General features: G+C 59.5%; 10 protein-coding genes. 7 read left to right on the forward strand and 3 right to left on the reverse strand.

The window, feature by feature from the left end; genetic code table 11:
* Positions 1-13: 13 nt before the first annotated feature.
* The 4 genes from ACXKZD_RS07170 (at position 14) to ACXKZD_RS07185 (ending at position 6,804) form a co-directional block, all read left to right on the forward strand.
* Positions 14-2,059, forward strand: coding sequence for a hydantoinase/oxoprolinase family protein (locus ACXKZD_RS07170; protein ID WP_488981967.1), 2,046 nt, complete (start codon positions 14-16; stop codon positions 2,057-2,059).
* Position 2,060: 1 nt separating this feature from the next.
* The gene (locus tag ACXKZD_RS07175) at positions 2,061-4,019 is read left to right on the forward strand and encodes a hydantoinase B/oxoprolinase family protein (protein WP_122458193.1); all 1,959 of its coding nucleotides are present in this window, start codon (positions 2,061-2,063) and stop codon (positions 4,017-4,019) included.
* A 62-nt stretch (positions 4,020-4,081) separates the two neighbouring features.
* Positions 4,082-5,863: a thiamine pyrophosphate-requiring protein gene (locus ACXKZD_RS07180; RefSeq protein ID WP_033758274.1), complete on the forward strand. Its 1,782-nt coding sequence runs from the start codon at positions 4,082-4,084 to the stop codon at positions 5,861-5,863.
* 98 nt (positions 5,864-5,961) lie between these two features.
* The gene (locus tag ACXKZD_RS07185) at positions 5,962-6,804 is read left to right on the forward strand and encodes an oxidoreductase (RefSeq protein ID WP_033758272.1); all 843 of its coding nucleotides are present in this window, start codon (positions 5,962-5,964) and stop codon (positions 6,802-6,804) included.
* A gap of 88 nt (positions 6,805-6,892) precedes the next feature.
* Here the strand turns inward: ACXKZD_RS07185 and ACXKZD_RS07190 are convergent, their stop codons facing one another.
* Both ACXKZD_RS07190 and ACXKZD_RS07195 read right to left on the reverse strand, forming a co-directional pair.
* Positions 6,893-7,114 (reverse strand): hypothetical protein, encoded by a 222-nt coding sequence (locus ACXKZD_RS07190; protein ID WP_010670899.1) that lies wholly within the window; start codon positions 7,112-7,114, stop codon positions 6,893-6,895.
* On the reverse strand, positions 7,098-7,667 hold the full coding sequence (locus ACXKZD_RS07195; protein WP_010670898.1) for a hypothetical protein: 570 nt from the start codon (positions 7,665-7,667) through the stop codon (positions 7,098-7,100). The genes ACXKZD_RS07190 and ACXKZD_RS07195 overlap by 17 nt, the downstream gene beginning before the upstream one ends.
* 367 nt (positions 7,668-8,034) lie before the next feature.
* On the opposite strand from ACXKZD_RS07195, the gene ACXKZD_RS07200 reads away from it, so the two are divergent.
* Genes ACXKZD_RS07200 through biuH form a run of 3 tightly spaced genes read left to right on the forward strand, consistent with a single transcriptional unit; the run spans position 8,035 to position 11,451 of the window.
* Positions 8,035-9,471 (forward strand): amidase, encoded by a 1,437-nt coding sequence (locus ACXKZD_RS07200; protein WP_033767677.1) that lies wholly within the window; start codon positions 8,035-8,037, stop codon positions 9,469-9,471.
* The gene (locus tag ACXKZD_RS07205) at positions 9,468-10,784 is read left to right on the forward strand and encodes a purine-cytosine permease family protein (protein WP_010670896.1); all 1,317 of its coding nucleotides are present in this window, start codon (positions 9,468-9,470) and stop codon (positions 10,782-10,784) included. The genes ACXKZD_RS07200 and ACXKZD_RS07205 overlap by 4 nt, the downstream gene beginning before the upstream one ends.
* Positions 10,765-11,451, forward strand: coding sequence for a biuret amidohydrolase (gene biuH, locus ACXKZD_RS07210; protein WP_062757917.1), 687 nt, complete (start codon positions 10,765-10,767; stop codon positions 11,449-11,451). Before ACXKZD_RS07205 ends, biuH begins: the two co-directional genes overlap by 20 nt.
* A gap of 107 nt (positions 11,452-11,558) precedes the next feature.
* Here the strand turns inward: biuH and ACXKZD_RS07215 are convergent, their stop codons facing one another.
* On the reverse strand, positions 11,559-13,745 hold the full coding sequence (locus ACXKZD_RS07215) for a putative bifunctional diguanylate cyclase/phosphodiesterase (protein WP_488981968.1): 2,187 nt from the start codon (positions 13,743-13,745) through the stop codon (positions 11,559-11,561).
* Positions 13,746-13,849 lie beyond the last annotated feature (104 nt).

Consider the following 13,849-nt stretch of genomic DNA (forward strand, 5'->3'; position numbering starts at 1 on the left):
GAGTTACCCTGATATGCGATACCGCGTTGGCGTGGATATTGGTGGATCCTTTACCGATTTCGCCGTGCTCGATCAGCAAACGAACCAGATTCAAACCCTGAAAGTCCTGTCGCGACCGGATCAGCCAGGCAGCGAAATCGTTACCGGACTGGCGCAGTTTCAGCAGCATCAGGGCATTGATCCCGCTGAGATTGGTTACTTCACCCACGGCACCACGGTAGGCATTAACGCGGTGATCCAGCGGCGCGGCGTGCGGCTGGCGCTGTTCGCCACGGAGGGCTTCTGCGATGTCCTGGAGCTGGCCCGGCTTAAAATCCCGCATATCCACGACCTTTTCTCCCGGCGTCCTGCTCCGCTGATCACCCGCGATCGGGTGTTTGCCATCCGTGAACGCAGTGACGCGCACGGCAACGTGCTGCACGCGCCTGATCGCCAGAGCGTGCTCGACGCAATCGCTCAGGCACGCGCGGCAGGCTGTCAGGGCATTGTGGTGTCGCTGCTGCACAGCTATCGCAACCGGCACAATGAAGCGGCGGTGAAGGCGATTATCGACGAGGTGGCACCCGAGCTGCTGACCTCCTGTTCCGCTGACATCTGGCCGATCATCCGTGAATATGAACGCACCATTACCGCCACCATTAATGCCTACGTGCAGCCGATGGTGATCCACTACCTGGAATCCTTTGAGCAGGCGCTGCAACGGCTCGGCGTCAAGCCGCCGCCGCGCATCACCAAATCCAACGGCGGGGTGATGGGCGTCGATCAGGCGAAACGCGAATGCGTGCAGATGGTGCTCTCCGGCACCGCATCCGGGGTGATTGGTGCCAGCTATCTCGCCAGCGCCTGTGGTTTTGACAAAATCCTCAGCCTGGATATCGGTGGCACCAGCGCCGACGTGGCGGTGATCATCGACGGCAAAGTGGCACAGGGCAACGGCGAAATCATCGGGGATTTCCCGATCTTTATTCCTTCTGTCGCCGTCACTTCGGTGGGTCAGGGCGGCGGCTCGCTGGCGTGGATCGATGGTCAGGGCGTGCTGCAGATGGGCCCGGACAGTGCCGGATCGCTGCCTGGCCCGGTCTGCTTCCAGCGCGGCGGCACGCAACCCACTGCCACCGATGCGTTCGCCGCCTGCGGCATGATGGGCCATGGCGCGCTGGGTTATAACGCCGTCACTGTTGATGTGGACGCCGCCTGTGCGGCCTGGCAGCCGCTGGCGGATGCGCTTGGCGTCACGGTGCAGGAAACGGCAGAAACCGCCATCCAGCTGGCGATCTCCAGCATGTACAGCGACACCAGCGGGCTGCTGTCGCGCTTTGGTCTCGATCCGCGTGAATTCTGGTTCCTCGCCTTTGGCGGAGCGGGTCCGATGATGGGCTGCTTTCTGGCCCGCGAACTGAATATGAAAGGGGTGATTGTGCCGCCGACGCCGGGCGTGCTGTCCGCGCTGGGCGGGCTGGTAGCAGATATCCGCAACGATTTTATCCGCACGCTCTACGGCGATCTGACACCCGCCCTGGCCGACACCCTGGCCAGTGAAGCCGAAGCATTACAGCAGCGCGCCTGTGGCTGGCTGGCCCAGGAGCACGGCAGCGATATGCCTTACAGCCTGCAGTTCAGCGCGGATATGCGCTATCGCGGTCAGTCGTTTGAGATCGATGTACCGCTGGAGACGAACTGGCTGGCGCAGGCGGATTTCACTGCGCTGCATGACGCCTTTGATCGCCAGCACCAGCAGCTGTTTGGTCACTGTGACCCGCAGGCGCCGGTGCAGTTGATCAACCTGCGGCTGGTGATTGCATCACCGACGCCGAAACCGGTGATTAACCCACTGGCTCCGGCCACGGAACAAGTGCCGGTACTGAAACAGACCAGGGCGTGGATCGACGGCGGCTGGCATCAGGTTGATTTAGTGCTGCGTTCAGTGCTGCGTGCCGGACATCTGCTCAGTGGCCCGGTCATCATCGCCCAGGATGACTGCACCACCTGCGTGCCGCCCGGCATGGGCGTCACGGTCGATTCATTCGGTAATCTGCTGATCACGGCGAACGAGGCATAACATGGCGATTGATGGACGTAACTTACAGATCCTGGCGAACTACTGCGCCGCCGCTGCCGATGCGATGGCCTTTACGCTGATGCGCACAGCGCACTCCACCTTTGTTAAAGAGACGGAAGATTTCTCCTGCCAGATTGTCAGCCGCAGCGGCCTGGCGTTTGCCTCGCCGCGCAGCTTCGGCGCCCCCTGGTACAGCGGCATCGACTATGCGCCGGTGCTGGCACTGATTGAAGAGTACGCTGACGGCGACATCTGCATTACCAACGACGCTTACGCCGGCAACGTGGCGACCCACTCGCCCGATATCCATATCTGGAAACCGGTGTTCCACCAGGGTGAAATTGTCTGCTTCGTGGTGGGCCACATTCATAACACCGACGTCGGCGGCGCGGTGCCTGCCTCGCTGTCGCGCTCGCTGACCGATATCGTGCAGGAGGGTATTCGCATCCCGCCGCTGAAGATCATGCGGCAGGGTCAGCTCAACGAAGAGGTCGCCAGCATCATGCGGCTCAATGTGCGGGTGCCGGATCAGAACTGGGGCGATTTCAAAGCCCAGCTGGCGTCGGTGAACGTCGGCGAGCGTAAAATCCACGACATTATTGCCCGCTTTGGCATCGCCGATTTTTTGCAGGGCATTGAGGGCATTCTCGATTACGCCGAAGCGCAGGCGCGCAGCATTATCAAAACCATTCCCGACGGGGAATACTTCTATGCCGACTACGCCGATGAAGATGGCGAGGGCGGTTATCCCTGCCGTATCGCCATTACTCTGCGGGTGCAGGGCGATCAACTGGAGCTGGACTACACTGGCAGCGATCCGCAGCTGGCCTCGTCGCTGAATATGCCGACTGGCGGACGTGAGCGACATCCGCTGGCGCTGGTGGGTGTTACCTATGTGCTCTCTACGCTGGACCGCTCACTGCTGCTTAACGCCGGTACGCTGCGACCCACCCGGGCAATCCTGCCGCCTGGCACGGTAATGAACTGTGAAGCGCCCGCAGCGGTAGGGATGCGCTCGCTGACCTGTGCACTGTCGCAGATTGCCACTATCGGCGTCTTCTCGCTGGCGATGCCGGAGCGTTTGCCCGCGAATTCACCGGGCGGCAACTCAATCATGAACATCCGTACCCAGACGCAGAATCGCAGCGTGGTCGCCTCGCTGGGTCCGGTGGGCGGCGGCGCGGGTGGCACGCCGCGTCACGACGGGCCTGACGGCTCCGGCGGTCTTTCAGCCTTTCTGAAAAATACCCCGATTGAGATCAACGAAGCGGAAGTACCGATCCGCTTTCATCGCTACGGACTGGCTCAGGACAGCGCCGGAGCCGGTCGCTATCGCGGCGGTTTAGCCACCGAAATGGCGTTTGAGATTTTCTCGCCCAATACCACCATTACCGCGCGCAACCGTAACCGATCGGTGTTTGCCTCGGCGGGCGTAGTCGGCGGCCAGAGTGGGGCGCTCTCTTACTTCCGTACCCGGCGTGACGGTGAGGTCATCAATCACGGTAACACTGATGTGATCCACTGCCTGCCGGGTGACGTGGTCGAAGTGCGCGGACCCGGCGCGGGCGGTTATGGCCTGCCAACACAGCGCGATGCCGACGCGGTGATGCAGGATGTGCGCTGCGGTTATCTCAGCGTCGCGGCAGCCAGGACGCAGTATGGCGTGGTAGTGGTTGATCACCACGTGGATCGGGCAGCAACGGAGCACCTGCGCGCCACGATGCCGCAGCAGGCTGCGCACCATTTTGAGCACGGCGAAGCACGGAGTCGCTTCGAAATGCTCTGGACGCCACAGCGTTATCAGTTACTTACCGCCTTTCTGGCAAGCGCGCCGGTGAGCTGGCGTCACTTCCTGAAAACCCAGGTATTCCGGGCGGTGGCAGAGATAGGCGAAACGGCGGATATGGCACAAATATTCAGTGATTTGCGTCAGCGATACCCGGCAATGGCGAACAATTAACGGCGATTGCCCATCGTCTACTACGCTTTAAGTCTGCATGGACTACAAGGGGAAACGCGACGATGAGCATGAAAACCAGTGATTTTTTTGTCCAGCGCCTGAAAGAGTGGGGCGTCACACGCATCTATGGCTATCCGGGAGATGGCATCAACGGGGTGCTGGGCGCCATTCAGCGTGCTAACGCCAAAGGCGACGGCATCGAATTTATTCAGGTACGTCACGAAGAGATGGCGGCCTTTATGGCGGCCGGACACGCCAAATTCACCGGTGAGCTGGGCGTCTGCCTCTCTACCGGCGGGCCGGGCGCGACCCATCTGCTGACCGGACTCTATGACGCCAAAATGGATCATGCCCCGGTGCTGGCGATTGCCGGACAGGCGGAAGCGACCGCGCGCGGCTCCAGTTATCAGCAGGAGATGAACCTGGATCGCATCTTCTCGGACGTTGCCAACTTCGTTCAGGAAGCCTCGACTTCGACCCAGGTGCGCCATCTGCTCGACCGGGGCATACGCATCGCTAAAGCGCAAAACGGCGTGGCGGTGATCATCATCCCTAAAGATATTCAGGATGAAGAGTGGCAGCCGCCGCAGCATCTGCACGGTTTTACCCATTCCGGCAGCGGCTATCAGCGTCCCAAAGTGATCCCTTATGAAGCGGATCTGCAACGTGCCGCTGAGGTGCTTAACGCCGGTAAAAAAGTGGCGATTCTGATTGGCGCAGGCGCACGTAACGCCGCCGTCGAGGTGGTACAGGTCGCGAATGTGCTGGGTGCGGGTGTGGCAAAAGCGCTGCTGGGCAAAGATGTGCTGCCGGACGATGCACCGTTTGTGACCGGTTCGATTGGCCTGCTGGGCACGAAGCCCTCATCCGATTTAATGCAGAACTGCGACACCCTGTTGATGATCGGCAGCGGCTTCCCGTGGACAGAGTTCCTGCCGGAAGAGGGCAAGGCGCGTGCGGTGCAGATAGACATCGATCCCGCCATGCTCGGCCTGCGCTATCCCAGCGAAGTGAATCTGCATGGCGATGCGGCTGAAACCCTGCGCGCCCTGCTGCCGCTGCTGGAGCACAAAGAGGATCGCAGCTGGCAGGAAGATATTGCGCTTCAGGTGCGCGACTGGTGGACGCTGATGGAAGAGCGCGCCATGGCACCGGCTAATCCGGTCAACCCGCAGCGGGTGGTGTGGGAGATGTCGCCACAACTGCCGGATAACGCCATTGTCACCTCGGACTCCGGTTCCTGTGCCAACTGGTTCGCCCGCGACTATCGGGTTAAGCAGGGTCAGCGCGCCTCGCTCTCCGGCGGTCTGGCCTGTATGGGCGCGGCGGTGCCTTATGCGATTGCCGCAAAATTTGCCCACCCCGACAAACCGGTGGTGGCGCTGGTGGGTGACGGCGCCATGCAGATGAACAACATGGCGGAGCTGATCACCATCCAGAAATACTGGCAGCAGTGGGCCGATCCACGCCTGATCGTCTGCGTGTTCAACAACCAGGATCTCAATCAGGTCACCTGGGAGCAGCGGGTCATGGAGGGGAATCCCAGCTTTGACGCCTCGCAGCAACTGCCGGACGTGAAGTATGCCGAGTTTGCGCAGTCGCTGGGGATGGTCGGTATTTTTGTCGATAATCCTGACGATCTGGCGGCGGCCTGGCAGCGTGCGCTCAGCGCCGATCGCCCGGTATTGCTGGAGGTGAAAACCGATCCGGAAGTGGCCCCGTTACCGCCGCACATCACCTTTAAACAGGCGAAAGCTTTTATGGCGTCGATGGTGAAAGGCGATCGCGGTGCGGCACAGATCATCAGCGACACCGCCAGCCAGCTGTTCAATAAAAAGCATTAAGGGCTAAGTGGGGCGGTCGCGCCTCGCTAACCTTAAATCCCGGATGCACTCGCGTCCGGGTCTCCAGTCACTTCATCATCATCAACGGGAGTCTTACCATGACTGCTCACTCCAGCCCTGTCTGGTTAATATCGGGATGTTCGACCGGATTTGGTCGTGAACTGGCGCAGCAGACCATCGCGCGTGGTTTTAAGGTCGTCGTGACGGCACGTGATACCTCTTCCATTGCCGATCTGGTTGAGGGACACGACAACGCGCTGGCAGTAGCGCTGGATGTGACCCACCAGGCGAGCATCGACCAGGCCGTCAAAGTGGCACTCGACAGGTTCGGCACCATTGATGTGCTGGTAAACAACGCCGGTTACGGCTATCAGAGCTCGGTGGAAGAGGGTGTGGAAAGCGAAATCCGCGCGCAGTTTGATGCCAACGTCTTTGGCCTGTTTGCCCTGACCCGCGCCGTGCTGCCCGCGATGAGAAAGGCGCGCAGCGGCCACGTTATCAACATTACCTCGGTGGCAGGCTTAATTGGTTTTGCCAGCTCAGGCTACTACTCTGCCAGCAAACATGCGGTGGAAGGCTGGTCAGATTCGCTGGCGCTGGAAGCGGGACCGCTGGGCATTCGCGTCACCTGTGTCGAGCCAGGTCCGTTCCGCACCGACTGGGCCGGACGCTCACTGCATCAGACGCCGAGCACGCTGCCAGACTATGCAGAGACTGCAGCCGCACGGATGAAAGCCACCGCCGAATACAGCGGTACTCAGAAGGGCGATCCGGCGCGGGCCGCCACGGCAATGATCGCCATCACTGAGCATGATAACCCGCCACGCCATCTGGTGATGGGTGCCTGGGGCCATGATGCCGTAACCAGTAAGCTTAAAGAGCGGCTGGCTGAGATCGAAGCGTGGAAACAGACGTCGGTGGAGACGGATTTTCCGGAGTAGAGGTGAGTTGCGGGTGGCGGAAAGCCGACTGCGAGTGAGCCAGAAGCTGATAAAAATACGAAAGGCCCGTTTATCGGGCCTTTAAGCGTTAAGCGCTGATCTTAGCTTTCTGCATTTCGCGCGCATTCAGCTCTTTCAACTTGCGGCGTAACAGGGCAGACGACGAGCGTTTTTTCCTCTGAGCTAACTGGGCTTTAATGGCGGGCAGATCGGGTCTGGCCAGCCATTCAGCAATCAATAGTGCCCTTAACTCCCTGTTCTCGGCATCAGCCGCATCTGTGATGCCATCGTATTTATCGTAAAACGACATAGCAAGCTCTCCCTGTAGTCACTACTTTATAAGCCCGGAAATATTTCGGGATTAAAGGTTGCGGCGCTTTCTTAGGCAACCCTGTTCGGCGATTGTAGCGTAGTTCATTTTTTAACCCAAGCAAAGCGTCGTAGATCTCCTCAAGGGGTGTCGGGCGATTGCGGTCAACGATCTCTCCTGATGCAGCCTGGAAAACAAAACCGCCTATAAAGAAGCTTTCATAGTGTGCCATTAACGCCAGGAGTACGCTTTTGAAAACGACAGCACTGCCTAATCCTGCAAAGCTGATATGGCGGAAATCGCCGAGGCACTCCAGACCATCGAACACGTCAAAACAGACTTCAGCCAGCCCTTTAACCGGAAAGGCGATACCGGGTGGCATCTGGTATCCGATACGGGTAAAGGTCTGTTCATCCATTAGCTTGCCCACGATGACAGTGTAATTCTCATTACCGGCAACAAACGCGTAACTGTAATGAATACGCCGATCGTAAATGAATTTTTTCCGCCTGATTTCGTAGTTTTCAAGATAAATATCTTCTTCAATGCGCACTTATCATCCCTGCAGGCTGCATGTGAATCTTTAAGCCGTGATTTTTTAGTGCCTGCTCAGACCGGTCAAACATCCCTGGTAAGAATGTGGTTATTCATTCCAGCATATCGGCCGCTGTTGCTGATTACCGACATCGTTTTGTAAAGCAGCCCGCAAACCATTCAGCTATTACGCCCCCTTATCGCGCAGCCCTGCGCCATCATCGTGCTGGAAAAATAAACAGCCGCCTGCACCTGGCATCATAAGAATTCGATCTTGTATCCCAGCCCGTATTCCATCTGGCATCCCCGTTTCAGACCGGATGAATCACCGCTAACTGGCACGCTTCATGCACTAGCTGACAGGTACACTTTTGGCGAGGTAACCCATGTTTGACTCCTTATTAGACGAAGATGCCACCACGATGGCCGCTCTGATTCGCAGCGGGGACGTGTCGGCGTGCGAGCTGACCGTGGCGGCGCTGGCACGGATGGAACAGCGGGAACCGGCGATACAGGCTTTTTGTACTCCGACGCCTGAACTGGCGCTGGCACAGGCCAGAGCCGTGGATGCCCGACGGGCACGCGGAGAAACACTGGGCGCGCTGGCGGGCGTACCGCTGGCGGTGAAGGATTTAATCTGCACCGCAAACGTCAGAACCACCTCCGGTTCGGCGGCGTACAAAGATTTCGTGCCGGAAGATGATGACATCACGGTGGAACGGTTGCTGGCCGCCGACGCCATTCTGCTTGGCAAAACCACCGCACCGGAGTTTGGCTACAGCGGGGTCGGGCACAATCCGCTGTTTCCGTCGCCACGGAATCCCTGGGATTTGAGCATGACGCCAGGAGGGTCCAGCGCCGGTTCGGGTGCGGCGGTGGCGGCGCGGCTTTGCCCGATTGCACTGGGCAGCGACGGCGGCGGGTCGGTACGTATTCCGGCGGCGCACTGCGGTATTTTCGGCTTCAAGGCGTCGATGGGCCGGGTGCCGCTCTGGCCCGGCTGCCGTGATGAACGCTACCCCGGCGTGTCGAGCTGGGAGTCACTGGAGCACATCGGTCCGATGACGCGCAGCGTGCGCGATGCCGCGCTGATGATGTCGCTGATGGCCGGACCAGATATGCGCGATCGCCACTCGATTCCCTGCAGCGATGTCGACTGGCTGGGTGCGCCACACCATCTGCCAGGCAAACTGCGCATCGCCTTCAGCGCGGATTTTGGCTATGTGGCCGTTGACCCGGAAGTGCGGGCAGTGGTCAGCGCGGCGGTGCAGCGTTTTGCCGCTGAAATCGGTGCTGAACTGGAACTGGCCGATCCGGGCTTCCCTGAACCGTCGGCGGCCTTTGGCGCGCTGGTGGCGATGGAGAGCGATCTCACCGGCATGCGCCGGATGATGGCGGAGCAGGGCAGCGAGATGTCGCCGCACCTGGTCGCTATGCTACAGCGCGACTGGCGGGCGGAAAACTTCACCGATGCCGTCACCACCCGCAAAGCGGTCAGCAACTGCCTGTGGCGCTTTATGCAGCGCTTTGACCTGCTGATTACCCCGACGCTGGCGGTGCCGCCGTTTCCGCTGGGGATGCAGGGACCGGAGATCATTGATGGCCGCATGGTCCGCAGCGATCACTGGCTCTCGTTCTGCTACCCGTTCAACTTCACCGGTCAGCCCGCCGCGTCCGTTCCCGCCGGTTTTACTGCCAGCGGCTTGCCCATCGGTCTGCAGATTGTCGGACGTCATCTTGATGATGCCTTAGTGCTGGCTGCCAGTGCCGCTTTCGAGCGCATTCAGCCGTGGAATCACCTTCAACCCGGAATCGCCCAATGAAAACGTCTACTACGCCTGCGCTGGAGCAGGAGTTTGAACATCAGCCGGTACCGCTTTCGCACCGTCATTCTACCCGCTCTGTCTCGGCCGTCTGGTTTGGATTTCCGATGATCCTCACCAATGCGCTGTTTGGCGGCATCATCACCTGGCATCTGGGGTTCTGGCCCGCGCTGATTGCTATTCTGCTGGGAAATCTGGTGCTGTTCGCCTATGTCGGCGCGCTGAGCTGGTACGCCGGTAATAGCGGAATGAATTTCGCCCTGCAGGCCAGACGCACCTTTGGCAGCAAAGGCTACATCCTGGTCTCGGGTTTTCTCTCGACGGTGGTGATCGGCTGGTATGCCTTCCAGACCGGCCTTACCGGCACGGTCATTAATCAGACCTTCGGCTGGAATGCGCTGGCGGTGACGGCCTTTGCCATGATCCTCTATACCGGCATCACTTTCCTGGGCGTGCGGGCGTTGTCGGTACTGGGGATGATCGCCGCGCCGCTGTTTGTGGTGCTGGGAATGGTGGCGCTGTGGCTGATTAGTAAACAGCACGACTTCTCCGTGGTGACGCAGTGGAAGGGCAGCGCCAGCGCAGCCGGTGCAATGAGTATGGGCACCGCCGTCACCATGGTGGTGGCCGGTTTTGCTGACTCCGGCACCATGACCGCTGACTTTACCCGCTGGTCGAAGAATGGCCGTTCGGCGGTGATCGCCGCGTTTTCTGCCTTCCCGGTTGCCAATGTTATCTCTTACCTGTTCGGTGTGGTGATTGTGGCCGTGGGTGCCGCGGTTGATCCGCTGACCAATGGCGGTAACTTCCTGCCGATGCTGATGGGGCACAGCGCCTTTTTGTCGGTAGTGGCCTGCCTGTTTGTCTTTATCAATCTCGGATCGGTCTGCACACACTGCCTCTATAACGGGGCGGTAGGCTTCAGTCATCTGTTCAGCAGCAAAATGCGGCTCTGGACGCTGATCCTGGGTGCCATTGGCGGCGTACTGGCGCTGGCGGGCGTCTGGTCTTACTTCCTGGAGTGGCTCAGCCTGCTTGGCATTGTGGTGCCGCCGTTTGGTGCCGTGATGATCGTGGATTTAATTTTTATGGCGCGCATCAGCGAGCAGCGTCCGGCGCAGCGTTTTCGTGGTACTGCGTTTGCCGCCTGGGCGATTGGCAGCCTGTGTGCGGTGATCGCCCACGTCGCTTTCCCTCAATTTGGTGAAGCGGTTATTGGTCTGGTAACTGCCGCCATCAGCTACAGCGTGATCAGCAGAATGCGCATGCCGCGCCCGGTAATGGAGAACAGCAATGCCCGACTACAGCGTTAATTCAACCCCCTACGCCTGGCCGTTTGACGGCACTTTTACGCCGGCTGACACCGCGCTGATCGTGATTGATATGCAGACCGACTTCTGTGGCGTGGGCGGTTATGTCGACAGCATGGGCTATGACGTGAGTCTGACCCGCGCGCCCATCGCACCGTTGCAGCAGGTGCTGGCGGCGATGCGCGCCCGGCAGTTTCCGGTTATTCATACCCGCGAAGGACACCGGCCCGATCTCAGTGATTTGCCCGCCAACAAACGCTGGCGCTCGCGGCGAATGAACGCCGGGATTGGGGATGAGGGACCGTGCGGCCGTATTCTGGTGCGCGGTGAACCGGGCTGGGAGATTATCCCGGAGCTGGCACCGCTGCCGGGTGAAGTGGTGATTGATAAGCCGGGTAAGGGATCGTTTTATGCCACCGATCTGGAGCTGATATTGCGCAGTCGCGGCATCCGTAATCTGATCCTCACCGGCATTACCACCGACGTCTGCGTCCACACCACGCTGCGCGAAGCCAACGATCGCGGCTTTGAGTGCCTGGTGCTGTCCGATTGCTGCGCTGCGACCGAGCTGCGTCATCATGAGGCGGCGCTGAGCATGATCCATATGCAGGGTGGCATCTTTGGCGCGGTCGCCCATTCTGCCGCGCTGCTGGATAGCCTGGGGGTTTAATTTCCCGCAACAACGGGTGAAGGGTGATGTTGATCTTCTGATCTCAGATGCATCACGCAGCCGGAAAGCCTGAGCACAGAGCTGCGCTCAGGCTTTCCACATCAGTATCACTCATGCTGCGCGTTGTCTGGCACAATAGTTTTCATCAGTGCTGAGAGCTGATCGGCGGGCACCGCCTGACTGAACAGATAGCCCTGCAGCTGATTACAGCCCGCATCTGCCAGCGCAGACATCTGCCCTGGCGTCTCGACGCCTTCTGCTGTCACCATCAGACCCATGGCATGACCAAGCTTCACCACCGATTCAACAATCGCCACTGAATTTTCCGCCACGCCCAGCGACTGGGTGAATGAGCGATCGATTTTGATTTTATCCACCGGAAAGTTGCTGAGATAGTTCAGGCTTGAGTAACCGGTGCCAAAGTCATCCAGCGCAATCCGGAAGCCCGCGTCACGCAGTTCCACAATAATGGCGCGTGCTTCACGTTCATCTTCGATTAACACCCCTTCGGTGATCTCCAGTTCCAGGCGCTTCGGATCGCCGCCGTTCTGGCTGACAATCGCCATCACCCGCTCAACAAAGCCGGTAGAGCGGAACTGCACCGGCGAGACGTTGACCGCCACCAGCAGTTCGGGAAAACGCTGCTGAGTGACGCAGGCTTCAGCCAGTACCCATTCGCCCAGCGGAATAATCAGGCCGGTCTCTTCGGCAATCGCGATAAATTCACCGGGCGCAATCAGGCCGCGGGCTGGATGGTGCCAGCGCAGCAGCGCTTCGATGCCCACCATCTGCTGGCCGCCAATATCCATCAGCGGCTGATACCAAACCTCCAGCCCCTGATGGGTATGCAGCGCCGTACGCAGGTCGGCAGCGATGGTCTGTCGGGTCCGCACCGACTCATCCATCGCCCGTTCAAACTGACGATACGTGCCGCGCCCGCCGCTTTTGGCTTCATACAGCGCAATATCCGCTTTGCGCATCAACTCCAGCCGATCAACCCCATCTTTGGGTGCCAGCGCCAGTCCGATGCTGGCGCCACTCCAGACATCGCTGCCAAACAGCGTAAAAGGCTCACTCAGTTCATCGATAATGCGCTGCGCCAGTCTATGCACCTGGCCGATATTATCGACATCTGGCATCACCACGATAAATTCATCACCGCCGATGCGTCCTACCGTATCGCTGGCCCGCACGATACGGCTCAGGCGCTGTGCGACCGCGATGATCAGTTCATCTCCGGCATGATGACCGTGAGTGTCGTTGATGGTTTTAAAGCGGTCGAGGTCGATGAGCAGCAGCGCCACCCGCTGATCGTGGCGCGTCGCCAGAGCCAGCGCCTGGGTTAAGCGGTCTTCGACCAGTGCGCGGTTCGGCAGGCCGGTCAGCACATCATGAAACGCCAGGTGCTGTGCCTGAGCCTCCGACGCGCCGAGCCTGAGCATGGATTGCGAGAGGTTCACCGACGAGTTCCAGAGTCGCCGCACCATATAAAGGCACAGCAGGGATATCGCCAGTACCGCCAGCCCGGTAGATGGCCCGATGGTGCGCAGCATCTGCGCACCGGGACGGGAGGGGATCCAGTTCAGATAGCCAACCGCCTCACCCGCCTGGGCGATCAGCAGATAGCGCGCACCGGTTCCCGGCTGTGGCGTGCCGTCGGAGAAGTGCAGCCCCTGCAGCTGATTGCGTTCCGCCAGGCCCGCCAGATAGCCGTCATCAAGAAATTTCAGGCTCACCAGCCGGAAACGCGGCAGGGCATTGCTCTCCCGCTGGATGTTACCTACTGCCAGCGCGGCGGCCCGGTTTGTCACGCGGGCATAATCGGCGTTATCCTGGCGTGCCGGATCGTTGACCAGCGTGCTTTGCAGCACCTCACCAATCAGCGGGTCATCTTCAGGGGCGGAGACCGGCTGGCCTTCGCGCCAGACTCTGACGATCTGATTTTGCTGGTCCAGCACCAGAATCAGCTGATGGCCGAACATCTCATACAGCCACAGCCCAATGTTCTCATCCAGCCACCTGCTGCTGTTGCCCTCCTCCAGATGCTGCTCAAAGGGTCCCCAGCGCGACAGGCTATGCAGCTGGCGCAGATGCTCATTCAGGCTCTGTGAAAAAGAGGCCTCAATCATCCGTTGCTGCTGATGCCGGGCCTCCGTATTGGTAAGTGAGGTGCCAACAAAGAGCGCAGCCCCTGCACCTACAAACGTCAGCAATAAGATAGCGACCAGCGGCACCAATACCTCACGCAGGAAACTGCGACGAAAATCAGAGGAAAGTTTAAGGGTGTTAATCATATTGTTGTTTTTCTCAGCAGCAGGGGAACAGCTTAAAAATTAGCAGATTGCACAAAAACGTCCACGCAAAGCGTTGCGCTTAGTGATTCTGGCAACGTTTTTGT

The sequence above is a fragment of the Pantoea sp. ABR1s genome (assembly GCF_057812235.1).

Coding starts and splice junctions, on each gene's coding strand:
- ACXKZD_RS07170 (WP_488981967.1), top strand. CDS start 14: ATGCGATACCGCGTTGGCGTGGATATTGGTGGATCCTTTACCGATTTC.
- ACXKZD_RS07175 (WP_122458193.1), top strand. CDS start 2,061: ATGGCGATTGATGGACGTAACTTACAGATCCTGGCGAACTACTGCGCC.
- ACXKZD_RS07180 (WP_033758274.1), top strand. CDS start 4,082: ATGAGCATGAAAACCAGTGATTTTTTTGTCCAGCGCCTGAAAGAGTGG.
- ACXKZD_RS07185 (WP_033758272.1), top strand. CDS start 5,962: ATGACTGCTCACTCCAGCCCTGTCTGGTTAATATCGGGATGTTCGACC.
- ACXKZD_RS07190 (WP_010670899.1), bottom strand. CDS start 7,114: ATGTCGTTTTACGATAAATACGATGGCATCACAGATGCGGCTGATGCC.
- ACXKZD_RS07200 (WP_033767677.1), top strand. CDS start 8,035: ATGTTTGACTCCTTATTAGACGAAGATGCCACCACGATGGCCGCTCTG.
- ACXKZD_RS07205 (WP_010670896.1), top strand. CDS start 9,468: ATGAAAACGTCTACTACGCCTGCGCTGGAGCAGGAGTTTGAACATCAG.
- biuH (WP_062757917.1), top strand. CDS start 10,765: ATGCCCGACTACAGCGTTAATTCAACCCCCTACGCCTGGCCGTTTGAC.
- ACXKZD_RS07215 (WP_488981968.1), bottom strand. CDS start 13,745: ATGATTAACACCCTTAAACTTTCCTCTGATTTTCGTCGCAGTTTCCTG.